The organism is Microvirga aerophila, from assembly GCF_003332305.1.
Classification (GTDB): Bacteria; Pseudomonadota; Alphaproteobacteria; order Rhizobiales; family Beijerinckiaceae; genus Microvirga; species Microvirga aerophila.
This window is the reverse complement of sequence record NZ_QOIO01000003.1, coordinates 157,864-181,621: the sequence shown is the minus strand read 5'-3', so window position 1 is coordinate 181,621 and position 23,758 is coordinate 157,864. Positions and strand designations below refer to the sequence as shown.

The window sequence follows — 23,758 nt, the reverse complement described above, 5'->3', positions numbered from 1 at the left end:
GTTGAATGATGCATCCAGGCCAATCCACTTTGGCCGGGGGACCGACCCCGCCTGTCCAACGGTTTCTGCTTGCCGTCGTGCCCGTGGCGGCGGTCAGCATTGCCGGAAGCCTGGTGACGACGCCGAACATCCCGACCTGGTATGCAACTCTCGCCAAGCCTGGCTTCACGCCTCCCAACTGGCTGTTCGCACCGGTCTGGACGACGCTCTACATCCTGATGGCCTACGCGATCTGGCGCATCCTGTCGCTTCCCAAGGAGCAGCCCGGCCGCGCCGCCGCCGTAACGGCGTTTTTCGTGCAGCTCGCGCTCAATTCTCTCTGGTCGTTCGCGTTCTTCGGCGCGCACAGTCCATTGGCGGGCCTCGTGGTCATCGCGGCCCTGATCGTCGCGATCCTGGCGACGATCAAGGCCTTCTGGCCTCTCGACCGTTTTGCTGCCCTGCTGCTCTGGCCGTATCTCGCCTGGGTCGGCTATGCGACCGCCCTGAATGGGGCGATCTGGCATCTCAACGGATAAACAGAAACAGCCGTTATTTCTTGTCGAAGAGATCGGGCGATTGGTTGGCGTGATCGACCACGCCCACGAAGGGCAGCTGGCGGTAGGAATGGGCCACGTCCATGCCGTAGCCGACCACGAACAGGTCCGGGCAGGTGAAGCCCACGAAATCGGCGTCGATGTTCACGGCCCGCTTGCCGGGCTTTTCCAGCAGAACGGCGGTCGAAACCCGCTTTGCGCCGCGCGCCATCAGCAGGTCCTTGGCGAACGTGACCGTGCGGCCGGATTCCAGAATGTCGTCCACGAGGAGGACATCGCGGCCGCGCACGTCGCTTTCCACGTCGCGCAGGATCGCCACCTGGCCGGACGAGACCGTTCCGTCCCGGTAGCTCGACAGATGCACGAACTCGACCTGGGGCTCGAGGCCCACCCGATGCAGGGCCCTGATGAGATCGGCCGCGAACATGAAGCTGCCCTTCAGCACGGCGACGACGAGCAGGTTCTCGGGCTTCGAGCGCACGATCTCCTGGGCCAGCTCCTCGATGCGCTTGGCAATGATTTGCTCGTCGTAGAGAACGCGTATGCGGGGCGTACCAGTCATCGTCGGTCCGTTCGAGAAAGTGATGCGCGGCTTTGCATTTCCGGCCGCCGGAAGGGTTCCTCTTCACGACCATGGCGTGGTCGGGAAGTCAAACGGACTTAACGCCTCTGCTCAAAGTTTGCCAGGACGACGTTTGGGAGGTTCATCCCTTAACGAAGTTTCGATAGCATCGCGTTAGGCTTTGTGCCTGTCTTGGCGTCTTTGATTTGTGCCTGTCTTGGCGTCTTTGATCGGCAGCTTGTTGGCACGCCGGGCATAAGAGGCCATAAGCTGAGGCGAATCGGACCTGGGCGAACGTCAGTCCGCCTTAACTTTCACCCCCAAAAGGATGGTTCAGGAGCGCGTGAAGGCGTTTTACGACACCGAGTACGAGGAAGGCTTGGCTCCGGCCGTGCATTTCGAGAATGTGGGCGTGCGCTACGGCATGGGGCCCGAGGTCCTGCGCGACCTGACCTTCTCCATCGAGCCTCACTCGTTCCAGTTTCTGACCGGCCCCTCGGGCGCCGGCAAGACCACGCTGCTGCGCCTGATCCTCTTGTCCGTCAAGCCGACCCGCGGCCTGATCTCCCTGTTCGGCGAGGACGTGTCCCGGATCTCCAAGGACGACCTGACCGACCTGCGCCGGCGGATGGGCGTCGTTTTCCAGGATTTCCGGCTCCTCGACCACCTGACCACCTATGAGAACGTGGCGCTCCCCTTGCGGGTGCAGGGCAAGGAGGAGGCCAGCTACCGGAACGAGGTAGTCGAACTCCTGCGCTGGGTGGGATTGGGCGACCGCATGCACATGCTGCCCCCGGTCCTGTCCGGCGGTGAGAAGCAGCGCGCGGCGATTGCCCGCGCGCTCATCGTCCGGCCGGACCTGCTCCTGGCGGACGAGCCCACCGGCAACGTGGACCCGTCGCTGGCGCGCCGGCTCCTGCGTCTTTTCATCGAACTCAACCGGCTTGGAACCTCGGTCGTCATCGCCACCCACGATTTCAGTCTGATGGATCAGCTCGGTGTCCGCCGCCTCGTGCTCGGCGACGGCAGACTGCATATCGACGAGTGAGCCGGATGAACGCGTCCTCGCAGCCGCCGCGCCAGCCGAAGCCCGCCAAGCCCGAGGAGCGTCAGCGCCCTCTGCCCGCGTCCCTTCGGCGCAACGCGCCGCTGGTGCCGGTGGATTCCGCCGGCGGCCGAGCGCTCGCGGCCGTCATCGCGATTTTGACCTTCCTGGCGGCCCTGTGCGCGGGCGGCGCCGAGTTGGTTGCCACCAGTTCCGCGCAATGGCGCTCCGACATCGCCCGCGAGGTCACGATCCAGGTGCGTCCCAATGCCCAGAGGAACATCGAGGCCGATGTGGAACGCGCCGTGTCGCTTGCCCGCCGGGCGCCCGGTGTCGAGCAGGCGCAGGCCTTTTCCAAGGCGGAATCCGAGCGTCTCCTCGAGCCGTGGCTTGGCACAGGCCTCGATTTCAACGACCTGCCGGTCCCGCGCCTCATCGTGCTCAAGTTGCAGGGCGGGGCCAAGCCCGACTTCACGGGCCTGCGGCAGACCCTGCGCGAGCAGGTGCCGGGGGCGAGCCTGGACGATCACGCCCTGTGGGTGTCCCGTCTGTCGACCATGGCCAACACGATCATCGGGATCGGGGCCGCCCTTGTGGCTCTCGTTCTCATGGCGGCCGGGCTTGCGGTGACGTTCGCGACCCGCGGCGCGATGGCGGGCAACAAGGAGGTGGTGGACATCCTCCATTTCGTGGGTGCCAACGACGATTTCATCGCGCGCGAATTCCAGCGCCGCTTCTTCAAGCTCGGTCTCCGGGGGAGCGCCGCAGGCGCAGGCGCGGCCCTGGTGCTGACGATCATCCTGGGGCTCGTCACCCGGTCTTGGCGCGCCAGCCCTGCGGGCGACCAGATCGAAGCGCTCTTCGGCTCCTTCAGCATGAGCTGGCGCGGCTATGCGGTGGTGGTGCTCATCGCTCTCGTGGTGGCGATCATCACGGGCATCGTGTCGCGGCTGACCGTGAGACGATTTCTTAACGGTAATGGTTGATGGTGATGGTTACCGGTGGATAAAGAGGCTGCCTCTCCATTGCCGCAATCTGCATTATCCTCAGCCGAGATGAACTCGCGAACGCAGAGTTTGGCGACGCTGAGCGCCATGGATACGACGGAAGCCCTGGGCTGGGGCTGGACCATGTCGGGATCGCCCTCGCATGCCGGGAGGCGGTCGTTGCTGCGACGTGTCTTGAGCCTGACCTTTTTTGCAGCCTCCGCCTGCGCAATCGTGGGGTTTCTGGGGTTTCTCCTCTTTGTCTATTCCATGGACCGTTTCGAGCAGAAGCCTGAGACCCGGGCCGACGGGATCGTCGCGCTTACAGGCGGCGCGCACCGCATCGGCGACGCCATCGATCTTCTGGCGCAGGGCTACGCCAAGCGGCTCCTGATCTCCGGCGTCAACGAGAAGACCAGCCGGGAGGAGATTTCGCGGCTCAATCCGGGCCAGCGGCGTCTCTTCGATTGCTGCGTGGACCTGGACTACCGGGCGCGCAACACCATCGGCAACGCCATCGAGACCCGGCGCTGGGCCGAGCGGCATGGCTTCGACGCCCTGATTGTGGTCACGTCCAACTATCACATGCCCAGGACCCTGGTCGAACTCGACCACGTGCTGCCGAACCTCCAGAAAATTCCCTATCCGGTGGCCGCCACCATCGATCCGCACGCCTGGTGGCATGACGTGTCGGCGGCCCGGGTTCTGGCCACCGAATACGTGAAGTTCCTGGCCGTCTGGCTCCGCACCCGCTTCGAGGATGATCCCGAGCGTTCGGCGGTGGTGAAGATCATGAGCAAGCCGATCCAGCATGTGGCCGCCGAGCCCTCGTGGTATTAGTCTGATCGCCCCTCCCCTTCGCCTGAAAATGCTTTAAGGTGGCCGTCCGCGAGGCGGATGCCGCCCCGCTTTTCCTTTTTCGCCGGTATCATGCTCATTTTCCGTTCCCTGCTCTTCAACGTCGCCTTCTATCTGAACCTTGCCTTTTGGCTGATCGTGCTGCTCCCGGCCTTGCTGGTGCCGCAGCGGCACTTCATGCGCCTTGCGTCGTTGTGGGGCCATACGTCTCTCTGGCTCCTGCGGGTTCTGACTGGGACCAAGATCGAGGTGCGCGGTCGGGAGAAAATCCCATCGGGCGGCCTGCTGATCGGGTCGAAGCACCAATCGATTTGGGAGACCTTCGCGCTGCTGACGCTCTTCGACGCGCCGGCCTTCATTCTGAAGCGGGAGTTGATGTGGATCCCCTTCTTCGGCTGGTACACCTGGAAAGGCGGCGCGGTTCCGGTCAACCGCAAGGCCGGATCCCAGGCGCTCATTCAGATGACCGCCCGGGCCAAGGAAGCCGCCGCCAAGGGACGTCAGATTCTGATCTTTCCGGAAGGAACCCGCCGCCCGGCCGGCGCCCCTCCGGCCTACAAGTTCGGCATCGCTCATCTCTATCAGAACCTTGGCGTTCCCTGCCTTCCGATCGGGTTGAATTCCGGCCTCTACTGGCCGCGCCGCCAGTTCATCCGTCGCCCGGGAACCATCGTGGTCGAAATCATGGACCCCATTCCGGCCGGTCTGCCGCGGGACCAGTTCTTCAAGACGATGCAGGAGCAGATCGAAACCTCGTCCGATCGGCTCGTGGCCGAAGGGCGACGCGAACTTGGCCTTGATCCGACCCGGCCGGCGACGAATTTTTCCAACGCCTGAGATCACAACGGATTGAGACTTCCTTGACGTTTCATTCACCAGTTCTTACATTAAGAACAAATGGCGAACAAACGAAACATATCGTGGTCCATGGCGATGCGGGATCTCCGCAACGATCGAACGCGGAGGGCTGACGTGCGTGAGGAAAGACTACGGGCCACAGCGGGCCTGCGTTCGTCGAACACCTTGAGTTCCTGGCGCGGCCGCTCGGGCCGTCGCTACATCGTCGGCGTTCACCCGCTGGTGGAGGCCGAGGTCCTGGATGTGACCGATGCGGTGATCCTGGCGGTGAAGCGGGACGAAGACGGCATCGCCCATGTGCTCGATGTGGCGACCGCCGGTTCCCATCCGAGCCAGCAGGCGCGAGCCCGGTGGATGACCCGGGTGCGGGAACTCGGCGCCAACGAGATGCACGTCCATCGTCTGGCCGAGAGCGACGTCCAGCGCCGCGCGATCGTGGACGATCTGCGGGTCGACGAGCCTCAGGCCTCCTGAATCCCGCCTTTCCCATCGAGGGATTGCATGATCCGCTCCAGCAACGGATCGACGATGCCCATGGTGAGCAGGTGCTCGTGGGTCGACCGGACATAATCGGGATTGCGGCCCGAGACTCCCTGCCCCTGGCGCACGAGCCGCAGAACTTCGTCGAACCGCAGCTTCCCAGCATATTGGCCATGCTTCCGGTCGGCCACATAGGTCACCGCCGTCACGGCGCGCTCGTCGTCGAGGCGCACATTGACATGGCGCTCGAGATAGACTGCGGTAACCTGCTCGCGTTCGCGCAGGTAGTGCATGGTCGCCCCGGCCTCGTCGGCGGCCACCCGGAAGGCGACGCCGTGGCAGCGCCCGCCCCGATCAAGACCGAGCACGAGACCCGGATTCTCCGGCGTTCCGCGATGGACGTGGGACAGAACGCAAAGGGAGCGGTGATAGCCATAGAGATGCGCGAGACGCCGCTCTACATAAGGGAAGCCCGGCCGCCACATCAGCGACCCGTAGCCGAACACCCACAGATCATCGGCGGAGTCTTCCATCCTGCACGCACGCTCGAACCTTGCCTGCTTCCGCCGCTACCAGTTACCAAGGCGCGACACAACAGGAGAAAAACCGAATGGATGAGGCCGCAAGCGCCGGGACTGCACGCTACAGCCGTTTCTGGCTTTATACGCCCTTCGTCCTTTTGCTCCTGGTCGCCGTGGCGTGGAGCGTCGCCTGGTTCGTGATCCGAGGCCGGGCTGCGGAAGCCCTTGACGGCTGGCTCGCGGCGGAGGCCCGGGCGGGTCGGCAATGGACCTGCCAGGACCGGCAGATCGGCGGCTATCCGTTCCGGATCGAGATCATCTGCGGCTCTCTCGATCTGAAGCAAGGTGCGGTCACCGCCTCGTTCGGGCGGGTCGAGTCCGTTGCGCAGGTGTACCAGCCGCGCTTCATCATCACCGAGATCGACGGTCCGTTGACCGTGACCGACGGCGCGGTCACGGTGCAGGGCAAATGGGATCTCCTGCAAACCAGCGTCCACGCTTCGCCCAACGGTTTGCAGCGTCTTTCCCTGGTGGCGGAAGCGCCGAACGTCACGGTGAAGGGTCTCGCCCTAGGAGAGTTTGCGAGCACCGGCCAGCATCTCGAGCTTCATGTCAGGCCGAACCCCTCGCGAGGCCCGGAGAAAGCCTACGACGCGGCCCTGGCGGTGAAACAGGCGCGGATCCCTGTCCTGGACAGCCTGGTCGGCGGCAACGAGGCGACGGATCTCGATTCGGACTTCACGGTCACGCAGGCCGAAGGCTTTCGCGGACGGCCAGTCGCCCAGGAGCTGGAGCGGTGGCGCGCGGCGGGCGGCAAGCTCGACATCCTGATGCTGTCACTGGCCAAGGGCTCCCGCAGGGTCGAAGCCAAGGGCGATGTGCGTCTCGATGAGATGCATCGGCCAGCCGGTCAGCTGAACATCGCGGCCGCTGGCCTCGATGGCCTGTTGGGCAACGTCATGGGCCGCCGCAACGGTGCGCTGCTGGGGGGCGCCCTCCTCGGCCAGGGCGGCGCGCCCAGCACTCAGCCGGGCGCCAAGCCGGCGCTGTCGCCCCTGCCGCCCGTTCGCCTCGACAACGGACGGCTCGCGCTGGGCCCGTTCGTCATTCCCAATTTCGAGCTTCGGCCGGTTTACTGACCCTGGCGGCGGCGGCCGAAATCCGGCTCCGCCGTTTCCTGGCCTTCCGAGATGATGCCGCGGCGGATCGCGCGGGTGCGGGTGAACAGGTCGAAGAGCTTGTCGCCCTCGCCCCACCGGATGGCGCGAGCGAGCAGAGCGATATCCTCGTTGAGGCGGCCCAGCATCTCGAGCACCGCCTCCTTGTTGTGGAGGAAGACGTCGCGCCACATGGTCGGATCGGAGGCCGCGATGCGGGTGAAATCGCGAAAGCCGCCGGCTGAGAACTTGATCACTTCGGACTGCGTGACCGTCTCCAGATCGGCCGCCGTGCCGACGATGTTGTAGGCGATCAGGTGCGGCACGTGGCTGGTGATGGCGAGCACGAGGTCGTGGTGCTGCGCCGTCATGACCTCCACGTTCGAGCCCATGGCCGACCAGAAGGCGCGCACCCGCTCGACGGCCTGCTCATCGGCGCCCTCGGGCGGCGTGAGGATGCACCAGCGATTGAAGAACAGGGTGGAGAACCCCGCATCAGGGCCGGAATGCTCCGTTCCGGCCACTGGGTGAGCGGGCACGAAATGCACGCCCTCGGGCAGGTGCGGCTGAACCTGAGCCACCACGGAGCCTTTGACCGATCCCACGTCCGACACGATGCAGCCCGGAGCCAGATTGGCCCCGATGGCCTCCGCCACGGATCCGCATGCGCCCACCGGCACGCACAGGATGACGAAATCCGCCCCTTTGACGCCGGCCGCCGCATCGGACGTGGCTTCATCGGCGATCTTCAGCTCGCGCACACGGGCAACGGTTGCCTCGTCGCGATCAATGGCCACGATGGTGCGGGCGAGGTTGAGGTGCCTCGCCGCGCGGGCGATCGAGGAGCCGATCAACCCGAGGCCGATCAGGGCGACGCGCTCGAAGAGCGGCGTTTCGCGGGGGAGACCCAGACGCTCAGGCATCGGTCTTCGTCCTGCTCAGGAAGTTGCGCAGGGTCTCGACGACGAGCCGGTTCGCCTCCTCGTCGCCGACCGTCAGGCGCAGGGCGTGGGGCAGGCCATAGGCGTCGATCCGGCGAAGGATCAGGCCGCGGCCGGACAGGAACGCATCCGCCTCCTTGGCGGTCTTGCCCGCGTCTTTCGGAAAATGGATCAGCAGGAAATTGCCCACGCTCGGCGTCACCTTGAGCCCGAGCGCCTCGATCTCCTTGGTGAGCCAGGCCACCCATTGCTCGTTATGGGCGATCGCGTTGCTCACATGGGCGTCGTCCTGGATCGCCGCGATGCCGGCCGCCATGGCCGGGCCGTTGATGTTGAACGGTCCACGGATGCGGTTGACCGCATCGATGATGTGGGCGGGCGCCACCATCCAGCCGAGGCGCAAGTTCGCGAGGCCGTAGATCTTCGAGAAGGTGCGGGTCATCACCACGTTCTCGGACGTGGCGACGAGTTCGAGTCCCGATTCATAATCGTTGCGGCGCACGTATTCCGCATAGGCCGCGTCGAGGACCAGCACCACATGGGCTGGAAGGCCCGCATGCAGGCGCTTCACCTCGTTGAAGGGCAGATAGGTGCCGGTCGGGTTGTTGGGATTGGCCAGGAAGACGATCTTTGTCTTCGGCGTCACCTTGGCGAGAATCGCGTCCACGTCCGCGTGGTAGTCCTTCTCGGGCGCCACGACCGGCACGCCGCCGGCGGCCAGAATGGCGATGCGATAGACCAGGAACCCGTGTTCCGCGAATATGCCCTCGTCGCCGGGCCCCACATAGGCGTTCGTGATCAGGCTCAGAAGCTCGTCCGAGCCCGAGCCGCAGATGATGCGGGCCGGGTCGAGGCCGTATTTCGCCCCGATGGCCTCCCGCAGCTTGGTCGCGGAACCGTCCGGATAGAGCTCAAGATAGCCGGCCGACCGCACGGCCTCGAGGGCCTTCGGCGAAGGCCCGAGCGGGGTTTCGTTGGACGAGAGCTTGTGGATCTTCGTCACCCCGGCGCCGGCGCTGCTCTTGCCGGGCACATAGGCCTCGATCTGCATTACGCCGGGGCGGGGTTCGGGACGGGCGGCCATGGATCAGGTTCCTGCAATCAATCGGTTCGGCGGATGCTCTAGCGCAGGCTGAGGCTCATTTCACGCGGAAACGTTCGGCGTGGCTGCCCACTTCGACGAGCTGCGACAGGCTTGCGCCGGCCTTGGTGAGCGCGTTCTGGAGATCCGAGGGCTGAAGCGTCCCCGGCACGGCGATGAGTTCCGACAGGCCGTTGGCGTCGGCGGCGCTCGCCACCACCTCGCCGCCGAGATCCGCGAGCGCCTCGTTGGCGCCCTTGTGCCAGCGCTCGAACTGCGCCGCATAGAGCACCACGTCGCGCAGGGACGCATCGGCCAGGGGTTTCGAGATGACGAAGACCGGGGTGCCGGCGGGGTGGTCCGGCCGCTCGATGAAGGGCAGGCGCGCGATGATCTTGGGACGGTCCGGCCCTGCCAGACTCCGCCACCACGCGCCGCTCGTCGCGCCCTGGTCCATCCGGAAGATGCCGAGATCCCCTCGCGAGGTCGCGACCGCCTCGATCACCGCCGCGGCGCTCGGATGGGTCACATACGGGACCGTGAAACCGAAGTGGAACCGGGCCGAATCGCGCACGGGCGCGTCGCCTGCCGAAACATCCGCATGAACTGAGTAAGGGGCCTGCACATACGTGAAGGTCGCGATGATCACCCGCCAGATACCCTCGGCCGTGTCGAGCGGAAGCAGCCCCTCGTGACGCTCGGCAAGAGCGCGCATCATGGAAGCCTCTCGGCCCGGCCTGAAGGCGGAGCCGGATTCGGAGGTCTTCTTCACGGCGATGAGGCGGTCGATGATCTTACCGCGCTCCATCAGGAGCCGGTGCATCGTCTCGTCGATCCGGTCGATCTCCTGGCGCAGATCGGCAAGGGAGGGAACGGGCGCGTCGGAGGACATGAGTGGTGATCCTGGTCAAAAGGCGCTTCTCTTTCGCAGTCTCCCGCGGCCCTGCCAAGTCCTATCCAGCCCCCGCCGGGCTTTTAGCGCGTTGACGGCATGACCGGTCCGAACTACCGGTGTTCGAAAGATCGAACGCATGACCATGTCCAGCGCAACCCTGCCCCCCGAACCGCGAAACCAGGTCGACGATCCGTCGAGCCTTGTGGCGCGCTTCGGCGCGAGCGAGCCGTTGCTGATGGATTCCGGCGGCTCGATCGGCCCCTGGCAGATCGGCTACCAGACCTATGGCAAGCTCAATGCGGACAAGTCGAACGCGGTTCTGATCTGCCATGCGCTCACGGGCGACCAGCACGTGGCGAATGTCAGCCCCCTGACCGGCAAGCCCGGCTGGTGGAGCACCATGGTGGGGCCCGGCAAGCCCGTCGACACGAACCGCTTCTTCGTGATCTGCGCCAACGTGATCGGCGGCTGCATGGGAACGACGGGCCCGGCCTCGACCAATCCGGCGACAGGCCAGCCCTATGCGGTCGATTTTCCCGTCGTGACGATCCGCGACATGGTGCGGGCCCAGGCGGCCCTGATCGACAGGCTCGGCATCGAGAGCCTGTTCTGCGTCATCGGCGGCTCCATGGGCGGCATGCAGGTGCTGCAATGGGCCGTGAGCTACCCGGACCGGGTTTTCGCGGCGCTTCCCATCGCGGCGGCGGCGCGCCACTCGGCCCAGAACATCGCGTTCCACGAAGTGGGACGCCAAGCCGTCATGGCCGATCCCGACTGGCGCGGCGGCCGTTACCTGGTTGAGGGGACGCGGCCCTCCAAAGGCCTGGCGGTCGCCCGCATGGGCGCACATATCACCTACCTGTCGGAGATCGCCCTGCACCGGAAGTTCGGCCGCAACTACCAGGACCGCAGCGCACCGACTTTTTCGTTCGATGCGGATTTTCAGATCGAGAGCTACCTGCGCTATCAGGGCTTGTCCTTCGTGGAGCGCTTCGACGCCAATTCGTATCTCTACGTGACGCGCGCGATGGATTACTTCGATCTCGCAGCGGAGCACGGAGGCAGCCTCGCCAAGGCATTCAGGGGATCGAAAACCCGCTTCTGCGTGATCTCCTTCACGTCGGACTGGCTGTTTCCCACCTCGGACTCGCGCGCCATCGTGCATGCGTTGAACGCAGCGGCCGCCTCCGTGGGCTTCGTGGAGGTGGAGAGCGACAAGGGCCACGACGCCTTTCTGCTCGACGAGCCTGAAATGTTCGCAGCCGCCCAGGGCTTTATCGATGCTGCCGCGCGGGCGCGGGGAATCGCATGACGTCCTCCCGCGTTCTGCCCCCTATCGAGGACGTTGCGGGACACCGCCTCGATTTTCTCCTGGTGGCCGACATGGTCGAGCCCGGCTCCCGGGTGCTCGACATCGGCTGCGGCGACGGTTCGCTCCTGGCCCTCCTGCGGGATCGCAAGGGCGTCGATGGGCGGGGCATCGAGCTGTCCCGCGACGGGGTGAATGCCTGCCTGGCCAAGGGGCTGCCTGTGATCCAGGGCGATGCCGACACCGACTTGGCCGATTATCCGGATGACGCCTTCGACTACGTCATCCTCACCCAGACCATCCAGGCGACCAAGCAGCCGAAGGTGGTTCTGGAACACCTCCTGCGCATCGGTCGCCGGGCCATCGTGTCGTTCCCGAATTTCGGCCACTGGAGCGTTCGCCTCGACGTGGTCCTCCGGGGCCGGATGCCCGTGACCAAGAACATGCCCTATTCCTGGTACGACACGCCCAACATCCATTTCTGCACCATCCGCGACTTCGTGGAGCTGTGCCGGGAGGTGGGCGCGCAGATGGAAAAGGCGGTGGCCCTCGACGCCAGCGGACGCCCGATCCGCGTGACCCTGCCCTGGTGGGCCTGGAACCTGCTCGGCGAGCAGGGAGTGTTTTTGCTCAAGCGGCGCTAGAGCATCGGACCGAGCGAAAAACCGGAGCCACTTTTCGCCAACGTGGACCTCCAGTTCAGCACGATGCGCTAGGGCTGCACGAAGCCCTTGACCTTACCATCATGGGAAGCCCCAAACATCGTGAGACCTCAGGAAGCCTAAGGATCTCGACCATGTTTCACTTCCACATTCCGGGCATGACATGCAGCGGCTGCGTCGGCGCCGTCACCTGTGCCATCTAGGCCATCGACGGCACGGCCAGGATCGAGACCGATCTCGCGGTTCGCGAGATCACGGTCACGTCGGGCTCGTCCGAGGCCACCACCTAACATCCTCGTTCAACGCCCAGAACCGAACCCAAGGAGAATGCCGATGAGACTTCATCCTCTTGTTCTTGCCCTTGCAATGGCCTCCATCCCGGCTCTTGCGCTTGCGCAAGGAACGCATCACGGCGGCCATTCGGGCCACGCCCGGCCATCCGCCGCAACCGCTGCGGAAACGCCCGCCACAAAGGGCTATCGCGAAGCCAATGCGAAGATGCACCGGGACATGGAAATCGAATTCTCGAACGACGCGGATGTCGATTTTGTGCGCGGCATGATCCCCCACCACCAGGGTGCCATCGACATGGCCAAGGTGGCCCTGCAGCATGTCAAGGACGAGCAAATCCGCAAATGGGCCACCGACGTGATCCGCGAGCAGGAACGTGAAATCGCCGAGATGCAAGCGTGGCTCAAGAAGCAGGGCCGCTAAGCCGCCACCGGCCTTTTGGCATTTCAAGACAGAAAGAAAAGAGCTGCTGGATCGGCAGCTCTTTTGCGTTCAGACCGGGACGCTGCTAGCGGTTGCCGCCCCGGGAATGTTGCCCGCCCTTACGGCCGGCCGCGCTGGCGAGATCGCGATTTTTCGAGAAGGAGCGATCTTCAGGGGCCACGCTCTGTCCGCCCTTACGGGCGATCTCCAATTGCCGCTCTTTGTCCATCGAGGCAAAGCCCCGATTCGAGGTGCCGGATCGATCAGCCATCATGTATCTCCACCGTTGCGTAGCCATGGACTCGGACAACGCATGCCGGTGGTGCTTGTTGCTAAAGGAGTTCGACAAATACGTATTTTAGAACGTTTCTATTGAGAAACAGGAATATAAATTCATCGATTTACATAGGTTAGTCTGCATCCTGGCTGAAACGCGCGAGAACAGCCGAAATGGACGCGCCGTCAGCCGTCGCTGCCTGACAAGGGATGCAGGTCCCGCACCATGCTCTTCAGGCGCTCATCCAGCACATGGGTATAAATCTGGGTGGTCGAAATATCCGAATGCCCGAGCAGCTCCTGCACGACCCGCAGATCCGCTCCGTTCTGGAGCAGGTGGCTCGCAAAGGCGTGGCGCAGGACGTGCGGGCTGATCTTGTCGGTGCGAAGGCCTGCGGCGGCCGCAACCGTCTTCAGGTCGCGGGCAAAGGCCTGGCGGGTCAGATGGCCGCTTTCGCTGTCGGCGGGAAACAGCCACGACCCGGCGGTCTTATTGCGTTCCTCCAGGAGCGCCAAATAGGTGCGCGCCGCCTCGCGAGCCGCTTCCGTTAGGGGAACGAGGCGTTCCTTCGCGCCTTTGCCGCGCACCACGAGGAAGCGCTCCCGGGTTTTGGCGGCGCTGCGCGGGAGCGAGATCAGCTCCGAGACACGCAGGCCCGTGGCGTAGAGGAGTTCGAGCAGGCAGGCCATGCGAGCCGCGCGCAGGCGTTCGGCCGGTGACGCGGTCTCGCGCCCGGCTTCCTCGTGAGCGACTTGGAGCAGGCGGTCGACCTGCTCCACCGACAGCACCTTAGGCAGGGAGCGCCCCCGCTTCGGGGCCGAAACGGCAGCCGTCGGATCGGCGGCGGCGTAGCCTTCTACGTAGAGAAATTTATGGAACTGGCGCACGGCCGAAAGCCGCCGGGAGGCGGAGGTGGCCTTCAGGCCGCGCTCCTCGAGGCTCGCCATGAATCCGCGCACCGTGGCGGCGGCGGCCTTGTCCGGTTCCGATCCGGCCTCCCGGAGATAGGCGAGATAATCGTCGAGGTCGCGCCGGTAGGCGTCGAGGGTGTTCTTCGAAGCGCCGCGCTCGGCTGCGAGCATGTCCAGGAACAGGCTGGCGTGGCGCGCGCCGCTCATGAAGACGCGGGCAGGCGGTTATGCGGGATCGGCACCGTGATCTCCCGGGAGTCGGGTTCGACAAAGGTCGCGAGCGCGAACATGGCCGCAAAGCCCAGACCGGCCAGGATGGCGACGACAAAGAGAAATCGAAGTAAAGTCGGCACGGGAGCCTCTTGAAGCGTTACCCCGCTAGAACCACGCATGGGCCGCAATGGCAAGCCCTGACCAAGCGCAAGGTCGCGTCCCCTTCGCCCAATAACGCCCTTGTGACAGACCCCCGGCCCCGTGCTAGGACAAGGGCATGAACACTATCAGCCGCCTCAATTCGCTCGTGGACGAGGGCGGGCAGGACATCGGAAGCCATGGCGGCCCCTCAATCACCCGCCAGCTCGGCGCGCGATCGATCGTGCTCGTCGGCCTCATGGGCGCTGGAAAAAGCACCGTCGGCCGCAGGCTTGCCCAGAAGCTTGGCCTTCCTTTTCGCGACGCCGACCATGAAATCGAGGCGGCCGCCGGAATGTCGATTCCCGATATCTTTTCCATTCACGGCGAAGCTTATTTCCGGGATGGCGAGCGCCGGGTCATCGGCCGTCTTCTGCAGGAAGGGCCGATGGTGCTGGCCACCGGGGGCGGCGCCTATATGAACGAGGAAACTCGCGCCCGGATTGCCGAGAACGGAGTCTCGGTGTGGCTGCGGGCGGATCTCGACGTGCTCATGCGCCGTGTGCGCAAGCGGGCCACCCGCCCGCTCCTCCAGAACCCGGATCCGGAGGGCACCATGCGCCAGCTCATGGCCATACGCCACCCGGTCTACGCCTTGGCCAATCTGACAGTCGATTCGCACGAGGCTCCCCACGACCGCGTCGTGATCGACGTCATGAAGGCCGTGGCGGAGTGGCTGGAGCAAAACGGAGGTTCACGCCATTGAGCGGCGCAGCGGCCAGGATGCGGCCTGCATCCATCACCACGGTCCCGGTTCCCCTCGGCGACAGGGCTTATGAGATCCTGGTGGGCCGAGGCTTGCTCGGAGAAGCCGGCAGCCGCATCGCGGCCCTGGAAGCCCGCACCGCCGCCATCGTGACGGATGGTCACGTGGGGCCGCTTTACGCCGAAGCCCTCGCGGCCTCGCTGCAGCAGCACGGCCTGCGCGTCTCCATCATCACCCTGCCGCCCGGCGAGGCCACCAAGTCCTATGCGTCCTTGGAGCGCGTTTGCGACGCGGTGCTGGAAGCCAAGGTCGAGCGGGGCGATCTTGTGGTGGCGCTCGGCGGCGGCGTCATGGGCGATCTCGCGGGCTTCGCGGCGGCCGTGGTGCGCCGGGGCGTGCGCCTCGTGCAGGTGCCGACCACCCTGCTGTCCCAGGTGGATTCCTCCGTCGGCGGCAAGACGGGCATCAATTCGCTCCACGGCAAGAACCTCGTGGGCGCGTTTCATCAGCCAAGTCTCGTCCTGGCCGACACGGCCCTTCTGGACACGCTGCCCATCCGCGAAATGCGGGCCGGCTACGCCGAGGTGGTGAAATACGGCCTCATCGACGACCCGGACTTCTTCGCTTGGTGCGAGGCGAACTGGCGCGGGGTTTTTGACGGCGGGCCGGAGCGCGACGAGGCGGTTGCGCAGAGCTGCCGGGCCAAGGCCGCCGTCGTCGTCAAGGACGAGCGGGAAGACGGGGATCGCGCCCTTCTCAATCTCGGCCACACTTTCGGCCATGCCCTCGAGCGCATCACCTACTACGATTCCGCCCGTTTGGTTCATGGTGAGGGCGTTGCCATCGGCATGTGCCAGGCGTTCCGCTTCTCGGTGGCGCTGGGCGTCTGCCCGCCTGCGGATGCGGAGCGGGTCGAGGCTCACTTGAGCGAAGCCGGACTGCCCACGCGCCTCGCCCAGGTGCCGGGAGGGTGCGGCACCGTCGACGAACTCCTCGACGCCATGGCCCAGGACAAGAAGGTGAAGGGCGGCGCCCTCACGTTCATCCTGGTCCGGGGAATCGGGCAGAGCTTTATCGCGCGCGACGTGCCCGTCGCCAGCGTCCGGGCCTTTCTGCAGGATGAAAACAGCACATCACGGCCATGATTGAGGATCCCTCCGTCGACCTCTGGCTCGCCGGCTTGGTCGTCGTTTTCTGTCTTCTTCTCTCGGCGTTCTTCTCAGCGGGCGAAACGGCTTTCACGGCCGCATCGAAGGCCCGGATGCTGATGCTGGAAAAGGGTGGCGACACCCGCGCCGGGCTGGTGAACCGGCTGTTGCAGATCCGCGAGCGCTTCATCGGCACGGTGCTGATCGGCAACAACATCGTCAATATCGGCGTATCGGCCTTCACGACCAGCGTACTCGTAGGTATCTTCGGCGATGGCGGCGCGCTCTACGCCACGATCATTATGTCGATCCTGGTGATCATCTTCGCCGAGGTTCTGCCCAAGACCCTGGCGATCTCGTCGCCCGATACGGTCTCGTTGTTCCTGTCGCGGCCCATGAACTGGGTCGTGGGCATTCTCGGACCGCTCGCCATCGCCATCGAGCGGCTGGTGCGGCTCATGCTGCGTCCCTTCGGCATTCACATCGGCACGAACGTACCCATCCTCTCGGCCTCGGAGGAGATCCGGGGCCAGCTCAACCTCCTGCACCGGGAGGGCGGCGTCGCCAAGGTGGAGCGCGACATGCTGGGCGGCCTCCTCGACCTTGAGGATCTGACGGTCTCGGAGGTCATGGTCCACCGCACCAAGATGCGCACCATCAACGCGGATCTCTCGTCCGAGGAGATCGTCCGCGAGGTGCTCTCCTCACCCTATACGCGTATGCCGCTCTGGCGCGAAAGCCAGGAGAACATCGTCGGCGTGCTGCACGCCAAGGACTTGCTGCGCGCCCTCGACGCGGTGGGCGGCGACGCCGGAAAGCTGCGGGTGGAAGCCATCGCCCTCGAGAGCTGGTTCGTGCCCGACACGACCTCGCTCCGAGACCAGCTCAAGGCCTTCCTGGCCAAGAAGACGCACTTCGCCCTCGTGGTGGACGAGTACGGCGAGGTGATGGGCCTCGTGACCCTCGAGGACATCCTCGAGGAGATCGTCGGCGACATCAAGGACGAGCACGACCTTTCGGTGCAGGGCGTGCGGCCTCAACCCAACGGCGCGGTCAATGTGGACGGCTCCGTGCCGATCCGCGATCTCAACCGGGTCATGGACTGGAACCTTCCGGACGCCGAGGCGACGACGGTCGCGGGCCTTGTGATCCACGAGGCGCAGGCCATTCCGAACACAGGCCAGATCTTCACGTTCCATGGCTTCCGCTTCCAGGTGCTGCGCAAGTCCCGCAACCGCATCACGGCGCTCCGGATCACGCCTCTGGCACATGCCCGGAAGGCTGACGAGGCTCCGGCCGCAAGAACTCGACCAGAGCCTGATTGACCGCATCGACCTCTTCGAGCTGCACCCAGTGGGACCCCTGCTCGAAGAACACGGACCTGGCGGCGTCGCACAACGCCAGGCTCTCCTCCGCAAGCCCTGTCTCGAGAAAGCGATCCTGCTGGCCCCAGATGAGGAGCGTGGGAACCGTCACGCGCGCATCGCGCAATTGGGCCTTCACGCGCAAGGCCCGATACCAGTCGAGCATCGCCTTGAGGGCGCCGGGCTCAGCCCATGCGCGTTCATAGAGATCCAGATCGGCGGACGTGAAGGCACCGGCCTGGCTGCTCCCCGTGAGCGCCTGCCGCAGCATCGCGAAATTGCCTGCCGAGAGCGCCGTTTCCGGCAGCCAGGGAAGCTGGAAGAATCCTGCGTAGAGGCTGCGCATCATCTGCGTCGGATGGCGGCGCATATAGGGCGAGACCACCTCTGGATGCGGCGCGTTGATGACCGCGAGCCGCTCCACCCGGTCCGGATGGCAGGTGGCCGCCCACCAGGCGACGAGCCCGCCGAAATCATGTCCCACGAGCCGAACCTTCGGGCTCCCCAAGGCGTCGGCCAACGCGATGACGTCGGATGACAGGATGTCGAGGTCGTAGGCCTGGAAGCGCGGCGGCTTGCTGCTGAGATTGTAGCCTCGCTGGTCGGGCGCGACGACCCGCAGACCGGCCTCCGCCAAGGGCCCCATCTGTCGTCTCCACCCCCACCAGAAATCCGGAAAGCCATGCAGGAGGATGACCAGGGGAGCATCGGCGTCGCCGGCCTCCGCATAATGCAGCCGAATGTCGTTGACTTTCTGCTGTCCAACGGTGAACCGCCCGGACCACCCGGGAAGGGACAGTTCTTTGGTCGCCTGCGCCATGGTGATTCCTCGGAAATTGATATCAGGTGACGGTTTGACACCGTATCCGTTACGCCTCGACAGGCGAACCCGCCGGAACCCTCCTTGCGGCCTTCGGCTTGGCGTCAGACGGCTTGGCGTCGGTCGCCATGAACTGAGCCTTGGCGAGCTCCGCGAAGCGCCCGCCCTTCGCCACGAGTTCGTCGAACGTGCCGGTCTCGACGACGCGTCCATGATCGAAGACCAGGATGCGGTCCGCGTTGCGGATGGTGGCGAGCCGGTGGGCGATGACGAAGGTGGTGCGGCCCTTCATGACCTCGTCAAGCGCCCGCTGAAGCTTCTGCTCCGTGGCGGCGTCGAGTGCGCTGGTCGCCTCATCGAGGATCAGGATCGGCGGGTTCTTCAAAAGCGCGCGGGCAATCGACAGGCGCTGGCGTTCGCCGCCCGACAAGGAGCGCCCCCGCTCGCCGATGATGGTATCCAGGCCGTCGGATTGGCGGGTGATGAATTCGAGCGCCTGCGCCCGTTCGAGCGCCTGGATCATCTCGGCATCGGACGCCTCGGGACGGCCCACCTGGAGGTTCTCGCGGATCGACCGCGCAAAGAGCATCGGCTCCTGAAACACCACACCGATGTTGCGGCGCAGGGACGCCAGGGAGATGTCGCGTATGTCGTCGCCATCGATGCGGATGCAGCCGGATTGCGGATCGAAGGCGCGGTGCAGGAGACCCAAGGTGGTGGATTTGCCGGATCCCGTCGAACCGACGAGCGCCACGGTCTCGCCCTGCCTGACGTGGAACGTCACGTCCTGCACGGCAGACCTCTTGCCGTCGTAGGAAAAGCTCACCTCCTCGAAAGCGACCTCGCCTCCGAAGCGTTCCACGTTCTTCGCGTGGGGCCTGTCGTGCACGGCAGGCGCGGTGTCGAGGATCTCGAAGAATTCGCGCAGTTTCGGGGCCTGCATGAACAACTGGTTGATGAAGCTGACCGCCTGCTCCAGTCGCCCGATCAGCATGGTGGCCATGCTCATGAACATCACGATCTCGCCGATGGTCGCAAGCCCGTTGAGGTGAAGCCACGTGCCTGTCAGGAAGATCGCAGTCACCGTGATGGTCGCCGCCGCCCGCGACGCCACGGAGGCGATGGCCCACCAGGACAGGACAGGGTTCTGGGCCTGGAGCAGCTGATGGATGATGGTCCGCAAGGACCGGGTCTCCGCCTCCACCCGGGTGAAGGACTGGATCACCGGCACGTTGCCGAGCGCATCGGAGGCGTGTTCCGCAAGATTGGAGTGATAGCGCTCCACCGAGCCCTGCAGACTTTCGGTCTTGCGCACCACGATCGCGGTGAGAACCGTGAAGACGACGACGAGCGCCACGAGGAGAAGCCCAAGCCGCCAGTTCAGAAACACGGTCAGCGGCAGCAGGATCACCAGGGCCACCAAGGCCGACAGGTGCTCACGGAAGAATCCGAGCCACAGCCAGGACATGCCGCCCGAGCCCTCGAGCATAACCTTCAGGACCCGGCCCGAATGGGTGCTGGTATGGAATGCCAGCGGCAGTTCGAGCACGTGCTCGAAGTAGTTCGCCACCACGGCGAGACGCCGCCGATGCGAGAGCCGGTCGGCGTAGAGGGCCACGAGGGCGCCGGCCCCGATGGAGAAGAACCCGAAGGCGATCCAGGCGACGATGAGAGGCGTCAGGACCCCGAACGTAATCGGCGGCGTGCCAGGGATCTGAGCCCTGGTGAGAACGTCGATGATGCGCCCGAACAGGATCGGCTCGGCGAAGGCCGAGACCGCAAGCGCCACGTTGGCAAGGGACAGCAGAGCCCCGACGCGAAGATCGGAGCCGAGCTGGCCAAGAACCCGGACATAAAGGCGAATCAGCCACATGCGTGGTCTACCAATGAACGTCACGGGGTGGGATGAAAGCCCTACGCCCGATGAGGGTTGCATGATCCTCTGCCCAGGGGCGCGGGACCATATCCCCTAGACCTAACGTTTTGACACGCGATAACAATCCCTGGACTGTCCCAGGCCTAGGTCAGAGCCGTCTAGCGGTCGGCCGCCACCACAAGCGCCCAATAGACCTTGTACTTGGAGTTCGGCGTATAGGCCGTGGCGATGCCGATACGGCTGGCCTGGGGGTCGAGGAGAACCCGGTTGTGCTGGGCGCTCTCACGCCAGCCCGAGAAAGCTTCCGCAAGGGTATGATACCCGGCCGAGAGATTGGCCCCGGGCGCCTTGACGCCGGAGGCGGCCAGGCGGGACTTGAAGGCATCGGCCGAACTCGGCTTGTCCGCCGACGCCATGGCGTCGGCTTCCGCCTGGGCCGCGGCCTGGAGGGCGGGGTCGAGCGTCAGGGGCCCCAGTCCCTTGTTGCCCCGATAGGCGCTGATCATGTCCCTGGCCATTGCGGCGTCCACCGCCGCATCGGCCTTCGCCATGGAGACGTAGAAGCTGGGAGTCTGGCTGGTCGCCCGAGGCGCAGGAGCGCTTTGGCAGGCCGCCAGGGCAATAGCCGTGAGGCCGAGGGTGGCAAGACGTTTCATGCCGGAGATTTATCCTTGAGAAGGGTTAAGCCTTCATCCTCATCCACCGGCTTGGAGGCTTTTTCCTCGGGCTCCTCCGGGGGGCTGGACGAGGCGGCCGGCTCGGGCGGCGCGGTAAGCTTGCGCAACTCCCGGAAGATCTCGAAATAGAGATCGCTCGATACCCGGCCGGCGGAATCGATGTCGTCCACGAAGCACACCAGATCGAAGTCGATGGTGTTTTCAGTCGCTTTCTTGAACAGGACCCTTGGCGTGGGCTCGCTCATGATCTCCCGGTGGGCAAGCGCCGCGCGGCGCATGATTTCCGCAACCTGATCCGGATCCGTGGCGCGCGGGACCGGAACGGACACGAGCACGCGCCCGACCCGGTCGTTGCGCACCCGGTTGCGCACAATGCCGGAGATCAGGTTGGAGTTCGGCACGATCAGGGTCGACCGGTCGAAGGTCTGGATCTCGGTGGAGCGCACGTTGATCCGGCGCACATAGCCCTCCCCGTCGCCCACCACCACCAGGTCGCCCACGCGGATCGGGCGCTCCCAGAGAAGGATCAGACCCGAGATGAAGTTGTTGACGATGGATTGCAGGCCGAAACCGATACCGACCGAGAGCGCGCCGGCCACGATGGTCACCCGCTCGAGGCTCAGGCCCAGATACGTGAAGGCAATCATGCCCGCCGTGATGATGCCCACATAGCCGGCCGCCGTGCGGATCGAGTTGCGTAGGCCCGCATCGAGATCGGTCGCGGGCAGGAACGTGTTGTCGAGCCAGCGCTGGATGATCCGCGTGACCGTGAAGCCTGCGGCGAACAACGCGGCGGCGATCAGGATTGACGAGATGGAGATGGTGACGTCGCCGACGCTGAAGCCGAAGAAGATGGCCCGCAGGGACCCCATCAGGTCGGTGGATTCGATGCCCCACGGCGCGAGCACGAGCAGGATCGCCATGATAATGAGGCAAAGGCGCGCTGCGCCGCTCGCCAGAACGCCGATCTGCTCCAGGGAACGGCGGCGCAGGCCGGTATTGGCCTGAAGCGTCGTGGCGATGCGGCTCGGCCCACGCAAGGAGTTCCCGATGAACTCGTCCGCCAGCGCGATGGCCAGCACGAGAAGGGCGATGAGGATCGAGATCCAGACCACCTGATCGACCATGAAGGAGGCAAGCGCCACATAGCCGCCGATCACGCTTCCGACGACGATGGCGACAGCGAGCCAGCCCACGGTCCGGACAGGGCCGCCGATATCCACCTCGGGCGGCACGTAGGGCCCGAGGCAAGCCTCGTCCTGGTTCGCCCGGGCGGCGAACCGGCGCAGCAATTCGGCGAAGATCAACCCGGACGCAAGGGCGAAGAGGGCCCGCGTCATGACCGTGATCGGCAGGACCGCCGCAATGGCCTGGTTGAATGCGTCGAGGACTTTTCCGACTACCATGACGGTCGCCAGGGTGATCGAGAAACTCATGATCCGCGTGGCCGACGCATTCGAGATGGAGACCAAGCGCCAAGGGGAGCGGTCAGGCGCCAGGATCGCGTCGGCCAGGGCGCGAACGAAGGCAATGAAGGCGAGGCCGCGCAGGAGGGCCGCCACCACCCGCTCCAGGCGGGGCGGAAAGATGTCGGCCGAATCGAATGCGATCCAGACGATCCAGCTTCCGGCCATCGCCGGCACCGCGCCGAGCAGCAGAACCGCCAGCGCCGCCAGGAGGCGGCTGCGACGGGCAGGGTCGGAGATCGCCGGGTCTCGCCGGACCAGGCGAGGCGCGATCGAACGCCGCCCGGCATAAAGCGCGACGGCGGCGCCGATCGCGAGGCCGAGGATCAGCAGAACGCCCAGGGAGCTGTTGCGCTGCACCTGCCCCAGCGTGTCGGTGAAGGTGATCTGCTGCGCGCGCAGCTCCCGCGGGATCGCCTGTATCACGGCGAGCCAGAGGCCCGGACTGAACACGCTGTCGGTCTGCTCGAAGAGCGCGCGGGTAAAGCCGGATCTGCGCAGGTCGCCGATCTGCGTGTTGAGCTGCTCCGCCTGAACCAGGAGGGCGCGTCCCAGGCGCTGGGTCTCGTCGAGCTCCGCGACGGCGGCTTCCCGCTCGCTCCGATCCCGGGCCACGTCAGGACTTTCCTCGGGCTGGCCTTCCTTGGGCTTGGGGCCGAGTTGGTTCAACCGCTCGCGGCTTGCCTCCAGCTTCGGCGCCTGCTCGTCGATGACCGCGCGGATATTGGCGATGATCGGCTCGATCTGCTGGCGCAGAACCTGAAGGTCCGCGTCGGACTGCGCCCGTCCGCGCAGGGCAAGCTCCTTCTGGTCGAGATCGGCCTTGTAGCCGTCGAGCTTGGCGCGCGCCGCCTTGGTGTCGGCGGAAACGGCCGGAGCTTCCGGCGCGGGAGCGGCCGGCGTCTGGGGCAGGTTTTGGGTTTGGGCCGGACTGGAGGGTTGGGGCTGGGGCTGCTGCGCCTGAGCCAGACCACCTGCCGAAAGGGCTAGCGAAACCATCGCGGCCCAGAAGAGCCGCCGCATTCCATTACTCGTCATTCAATCCGCCTTGTCGCAATCCCTCGAACGGGCGGTCTTGCGAATCATTGAGGCGAAAAGTCGCCGCCTCTCCGGCGCAACGCAAGAAAAAGCCGGGAACGATGAACAACATCGTTCCCGGCTTCCCTTAGATAAGGTGTTGTTACTGCTTCGTGGTTCCAGTCGCCGAGGGCTCGGCCGGCACCGGATAAGCCGGGTTGGCGGGCGATATCCGATTTGTCGGGTTTGCGTTCGAGGACCCCGACGGAGACCCGGTCACGGCCTCGCGGGATGCCTCCTGGCTTGGATTGTCCGGGGAGGTCGCGCCCATCCAGATCATCAAGCCGGCGCCGATGACGGCCAGAAGTGCGAGGGCGCTGATCAGAACTCCGAGAACCGGGCGGCCCTTGGGACCCTGTCGGGAACGATCGTCAGGAATGAGTTTTGGCATTATGAGCCTCATGTAATATAGTTTTGCGA

Annotated in this window: 26 protein-coding genes; 13 read left to right on the top strand and 13 right to left on the bottom strand. The window is 65.2% G+C overall.

The annotated features are described in order from the left end of the window. Window positions 1-8: 8 nt before the first annotated feature. Window positions 9-518: a TspO/MBR family protein gene (locus DRB19_RS03225; RefSeq protein WP_114184643.1), complete on the top strand. Its 510-nt coding sequence runs from the start codon at window positions 9-11 to the stop codon at window positions 516-518. Between the two features lie 13 nt (window positions 519-531). Here the strand turns inward: DRB19_RS03225 and hpt are convergent, their stop codons facing one another. Further along, window positions 532-1,098: a hypoxanthine phosphoribosyltransferase gene (gene hpt, locus DRB19_RS03220; RefSeq protein WP_114184590.1), complete on the bottom strand. Its 567-nt coding sequence runs from the start codon at window positions 1,096-1,098 to the stop codon at window positions 532-534. A 343-nt stretch (window positions 1,099-1,441) separates the two neighbouring features. On the opposite strand from hpt, the gene ftsE reads away from it, so the two are divergent. From ftsE to DRB19_RS03195, 5 genes are all read left to right on the top strand, one after another. Then, window positions 1,442-2,146: a cell division ATP-binding protein FtsE gene (gene ftsE / locus DRB19_RS03215; protein ID WP_174799911.1), complete on the top strand. Its 705-nt coding sequence runs from the start codon at window positions 1,442-1,444 to the stop codon at window positions 2,144-2,146. A gap of 5 nt (window positions 2,147-2,151) precedes the next feature. Then, window positions 2,152-3,129 carry a cell division protein FtsX gene (locus tag DRB19_RS03210; protein WP_114184589.1) on the top strand — a complete coding sequence of 326 codons (978 nt, stop codon included), beginning with the start codon at window positions 2,152-2,154 and terminating at the stop codon, window positions 3,127-3,129. Between the two features lie 180 nt (window positions 3,130-3,309). After that, window positions 3,310-3,969 carry a YdcF family protein gene (locus DRB19_RS03205; protein WP_245439255.1) on the top strand — a complete coding sequence of 220 codons (660 nt, stop codon included), beginning with the start codon at window positions 3,310-3,312 and terminating at the stop codon, window positions 3,967-3,969. 90 nt (window positions 3,970-4,059) lie between these two features. After that, on the top strand, window positions 4,060-4,824 hold the full coding sequence (locus DRB19_RS03200; RefSeq protein WP_114184641.1) for a lysophospholipid acyltransferase family protein: 765 nt from the start codon (window positions 4,060-4,062) through the stop codon (window positions 4,822-4,824). A 135-nt stretch (window positions 4,825-4,959) separates the two neighbouring features. Continuing rightward, window positions 4,960-5,319: a hypothetical protein gene (locus DRB19_RS03195; protein ID WP_308494259.1), complete on the top strand. Its 360-nt coding sequence runs from the start codon at window positions 4,960-4,962 to the stop codon at window positions 5,317-5,319. Here the strand turns inward: DRB19_RS03195 and DRB19_RS03190 are convergent. Further along, window positions 5,307-5,858, bottom strand: a complete 552-nt coding sequence (locus DRB19_RS03190; RefSeq protein ID WP_114184586.1) for a gamma-glutamylcyclotransferase — start codon at window positions 5,856-5,858, stop codon at window positions 5,307-5,309. The genes DRB19_RS03195 and DRB19_RS03190 overlap by 13 nt on opposite strands. Window positions 5,859-5,935: 77 nt before the next feature. Here DRB19_RS03190 and DRB19_RS03185 point away from each other — a divergent pair, with 77 nt between their 5' ends. Then, complete coding sequence (locus tag DRB19_RS03185) at window positions 5,936-6,985, top strand: DUF2125 domain-containing protein (RefSeq protein WP_114184584.1); 1,050 nt, start codon at window positions 5,936-5,938, stop codon at window positions 6,983-6,985. Here the strand turns inward: DRB19_RS03185 and DRB19_RS03180 are convergent. The 3 genes from DRB19_RS03180 to DRB19_RS03170 are packed head-to-tail and all read right to left on the bottom strand — an operon-like array spanning window position 6,979 to window position 9,917. After that, window positions 6,979-7,926 (bottom strand): prephenate/arogenate dehydrogenase family protein, encoded by a 948-nt coding sequence (locus DRB19_RS03180; RefSeq protein ID WP_114184582.1) that lies wholly within the window; start codon window positions 7,924-7,926, stop codon window positions 6,979-6,981. The two genes, DRB19_RS03185 and DRB19_RS03180, sit on opposite strands and share 7 nt — an antisense overlap. Then, window positions 7,919-9,028: a histidinol-phosphate transaminase gene (gene hisC, locus DRB19_RS03175; RefSeq protein ID WP_114184581.1), complete on the bottom strand. Its 1,110-nt coding sequence runs from the start codon at window positions 9,026-9,028 to the stop codon at window positions 7,919-7,921. Before hisC ends, DRB19_RS03180 begins: the two co-directional genes overlap by 8 nt. A 55-nt stretch (window positions 9,029-9,083) precedes the next feature. Beyond that, window positions 9,084-9,917 carry a chorismate mutase gene (locus DRB19_RS03170; protein WP_114184580.1) on the bottom strand — a complete coding sequence of 278 codons (834 nt, stop codon included), beginning with the start codon at window positions 9,915-9,917 and terminating at the stop codon, window positions 9,084-9,086. Window positions 9,918-10,056: 139 nt separating this feature from the next. Between DRB19_RS03170 and metX the strand changes: the two genes are divergently transcribed. From metX to copM, 3 genes are all read left to right on the top strand, one after another. Beyond that, a complete protein-coding gene (gene metX / locus DRB19_RS03165) occupies window positions 10,057-11,232 on the top strand; it encodes a homoserine O-acetyltransferase MetX (protein ID WP_114184578.1) in 1,176 nt (391 codons plus the stop codon). After that, window positions 11,229-11,873, top strand: a complete 645-nt coding sequence (gene metW, locus DRB19_RS03160; protein ID WP_114184577.1) for a methionine biosynthesis protein MetW — start codon at window positions 11,229-11,231, stop codon at window positions 11,871-11,873. Before metX ends, metW begins: the two co-directional genes overlap by 4 nt. 351 nt (window positions 11,874-12,224) lie before the next feature. Then, complete coding sequence (copM, locus tag DRB19_RS03155) at window positions 12,225-12,605, top strand: CopM family metallochaperone (RefSeq protein ID WP_114184576.1); 381 nt, start codon at window positions 12,225-12,227, stop codon at window positions 12,603-12,605. 85 nt (window positions 12,606-12,690) lie between these two features. Here the strand turns inward: copM and DRB19_RS03150 are convergent, their stop codons facing one another. From DRB19_RS03150 to DRB19_RS03140, 3 genes are all read right to left on the bottom strand, one after another. After that, a complete protein-coding gene (locus DRB19_RS03150) occupies window positions 12,691-12,876 on the bottom strand; it encodes a con-10 family general stress protein (RefSeq protein WP_114184574.1) in 186 nt (61 codons plus the stop codon). Between the two features lie 191 nt (window positions 12,877-13,067). Next, entirely contained in the window at window positions 13,068-14,000 is a 933-nt protein-coding gene (gene xerD / locus DRB19_RS03145) for a site-specific tyrosine recombinase XerD (RefSeq protein WP_114184573.1), read from the bottom strand. After that, complete coding sequence (locus DRB19_RS03140) at window positions 13,997-14,146, bottom strand: histidine kinase (RefSeq protein WP_114184571.1); 150 nt, start codon at window positions 14,144-14,146, stop codon at window positions 13,997-13,999. Before DRB19_RS03140 ends, xerD begins: the two co-directional genes overlap by 4 nt. A gap of 137 nt (window positions 14,147-14,283) precedes the next feature. On the opposite strand from DRB19_RS03140, the gene DRB19_RS03135 reads away from it, so the two are divergent. Genes DRB19_RS03135 through DRB19_RS03125 form a run of 3 tightly spaced genes read left to right on the top strand, consistent with a single transcriptional unit; the run spans window position 14,284 to window position 17,383 of the window. Beyond that, entirely contained in the window at window positions 14,284-14,910 is a 627-nt protein-coding gene (locus DRB19_RS03135; protein ID WP_114184570.1) for a shikimate kinase, read from the top strand. A 17-nt stretch (window positions 14,911-14,927) separates the two neighbouring features. After that, a complete protein-coding gene (gene aroB, locus DRB19_RS03130) occupies window positions 14,928-16,055 on the top strand; it encodes a 3-dehydroquinate synthase (protein WP_114184569.1) in 1,128 nt (375 codons plus the stop codon). After that, a complete protein-coding gene (locus DRB19_RS03125) occupies window positions 16,052-17,383 on the top strand; it encodes an HlyC/CorC family transporter (protein WP_114184568.1) in 1,332 nt (443 codons plus the stop codon). The genes aroB and DRB19_RS03125 overlap by 4 nt, the downstream gene beginning before the upstream one ends. On the opposite strand, the gene DRB19_RS03120 is transcribed toward DRB19_RS03125, so the two are convergent. The 5 genes from DRB19_RS03120 to DRB19_RS03100 all read right to left on the bottom strand — a co-directional run bounded on the left by DRB19_RS03120 (window position 17,313) and on the right by DRB19_RS03100 (window position 23,729). Then, a complete protein-coding gene (locus tag DRB19_RS03120; RefSeq protein WP_114184567.1) occupies window positions 17,313-18,242 on the bottom strand; it encodes an alpha/beta fold hydrolase in 930 nt (309 codons plus the stop codon). The genes DRB19_RS03125 and DRB19_RS03120 overlap by 71 nt on opposite strands. Before the next feature lie 49 nt (window positions 18,243-18,291). Beyond that, window positions 18,292-20,115, bottom strand: coding sequence for a glucan ABC transporter ATP-binding protein/ permease (locus tag DRB19_RS03115; RefSeq protein ID WP_114184566.1), 1,824 nt, complete (start codon window positions 20,113-20,115; stop codon window positions 18,292-18,294). A 161-nt stretch (window positions 20,116-20,276) separates the two neighbouring features. Continuing rightward, on the bottom strand, window positions 20,277-20,774 hold the full coding sequence (locus DRB19_RS03110; RefSeq protein ID WP_114184562.1) for a CAP domain-containing protein: 498 nt from the start codon (window positions 20,772-20,774) through the stop codon (window positions 20,277-20,279). Continuing rightward, the gene (locus tag DRB19_RS03105) at window positions 20,771-23,299 is read right to left on the bottom strand and encodes a DUF3772 domain-containing protein (protein ID WP_245439254.1); all 2,529 of its coding nucleotides are present in this window, start codon (window positions 23,297-23,299) and stop codon (window positions 20,771-20,773) included. Before DRB19_RS03105 ends, DRB19_RS03110 begins: the two co-directional genes overlap by 4 nt. Window positions 23,300-23,441: 142 nt before the next feature. Then, entirely contained in the window at window positions 23,442-23,729 is a 288-nt protein-coding gene (locus DRB19_RS03100) for a flagellar basal body-associated FliL family protein (RefSeq protein WP_114184560.1), read from the bottom strand. Between the last annotated feature and the right edge of the window lie 29 nt (window positions 23,730-23,758).

Excerpts from the sequence above, each read along its gene's own strand:
- DRB19_RS03225 (WP_114184643.1), top strand. The coding sequence starts at position 9 with ATGCATCCAGGCCAATCCACTTTGGCCGGGGGACCGACCCCGCCTGTC.
- hpt (WP_114184590.1), bottom strand. The coding sequence starts at position 1,098 with ATGACTGGTACGCCCCGCATACGCGTTCTCTACGACGAGCAAATCATT.
- DRB19_RS03210 (WP_114184589.1), top strand. The coding sequence starts at position 2,152 with ATGAACGCGTCCTCGCAGCCGCCGCGCCAGCCGAAGCCCGCCAAGCCC.
- DRB19_RS03200 (WP_114184641.1), top strand. The coding sequence starts at position 4,060 with ATGCTCATTTTCCGTTCCCTGCTCTTCAACGTCGCCTTCTATCTGAAC.
- DRB19_RS03190 (WP_114184586.1), bottom strand. The coding sequence starts at position 5,858 with ATGGAAGACTCCGCCGATGATCTGTGGGTGTTCGGCTACGGGTCGCTG.
- DRB19_RS03185 (WP_114184584.1), top strand. The coding sequence starts at position 5,936 with ATGGATGAGGCCGCAAGCGCCGGGACTGCACGCTACAGCCGTTTCTGG.
- DRB19_RS03180 (WP_114184582.1), bottom strand. The coding sequence starts at position 7,926 with ATGCCTGAGCGTCTGGGTCTCCCCCGCGAAACGCCGCTCTTCGAGCGC.
- hisC (WP_114184581.1), bottom strand. The coding sequence starts at position 9,028 with ATGGCCGCCCGTCCCGAACCCCGCCCCGGCGTAATGCAGATCGAGGCC.
- DRB19_RS03170 (WP_114184580.1), bottom strand. The coding sequence starts at position 9,917 with ATGTCCTCCGACGCGCCCGTTCCCTCCCTTGCCGATCTGCGCCAGGAG.
- metX (WP_114184578.1), top strand. The coding sequence starts at position 10,057 with ATGACCATGTCCAGCGCAACCCTGCCCCCCGAACCGCGAAACCAGGTC.
- metW (WP_114184577.1), top strand. The coding sequence starts at position 11,229 with ATGACGTCCTCCCGCGTTCTGCCCCCTATCGAGGACGTTGCGGGACAC.
- copM (WP_114184576.1), top strand. The coding sequence starts at position 12,225 with ATGAGACTTCATCCTCTTGTTCTTGCCCTTGCAATGGCCTCCATCCCG.
- DRB19_RS03150 (WP_114184574.1), bottom strand. The coding sequence starts at position 12,876 with ATGGCTGATCGATCCGGCACCTCGAATCGGGGCTTTGCCTCGATGGAC.
- xerD (WP_114184573.1), bottom strand. The coding sequence starts at position 14,000 with ATGAGCGGCGCGCGCCACGCCAGCCTGTTCCTGGACATGCTCGCAGCC.
- DRB19_RS03135 (WP_114184570.1), top strand. The coding sequence starts at position 14,284 with ATGAACACTATCAGCCGCCTCAATTCGCTCGTGGACGAGGGCGGGCAG.
- aroB (WP_114184569.1), top strand. The coding sequence starts at position 14,928 with ATGCGGCCTGCATCCATCACCACGGTCCCGGTTCCCCTCGGCGACAGG.
- DRB19_RS03125 (WP_114184568.1), top strand. The coding sequence starts at position 16,052 with ATGATTGAGGATCCCTCCGTCGACCTCTGGCTCGCCGGCTTGGTCGTC.
- DRB19_RS03120 (WP_114184567.1), bottom strand. The coding sequence starts at position 18,242 with ATGGCGCAGGCGACCAAAGAACTGTCCCTTCCCGGGTGGTCCGGGCGG.
- DRB19_RS03115 (WP_114184566.1), bottom strand. The coding sequence starts at position 20,115 with ATGTGGCTGATTCGCCTTTATGTCCGGGTTCTTGGCCAGCTCGGCTCC.
- DRB19_RS03110 (WP_114184562.1), bottom strand. The coding sequence starts at position 20,774 with ATGAAACGTCTTGCCACCCTCGGCCTCACGGCTATTGCCCTGGCGGCC.
- DRB19_RS03105 (WP_245439254.1), bottom strand. The coding sequence starts at position 23,299 with ATGACGAGTAATGGAATGCGGCGGCTCTTCTGGGCCGCGATGGTTTCG.
- DRB19_RS03100 (WP_114184560.1), bottom strand. The coding sequence starts at position 23,729 with ATGCCAAAACTCATTCCTGACGATCGTTCCCGACAGGGTCCCAAGGGC.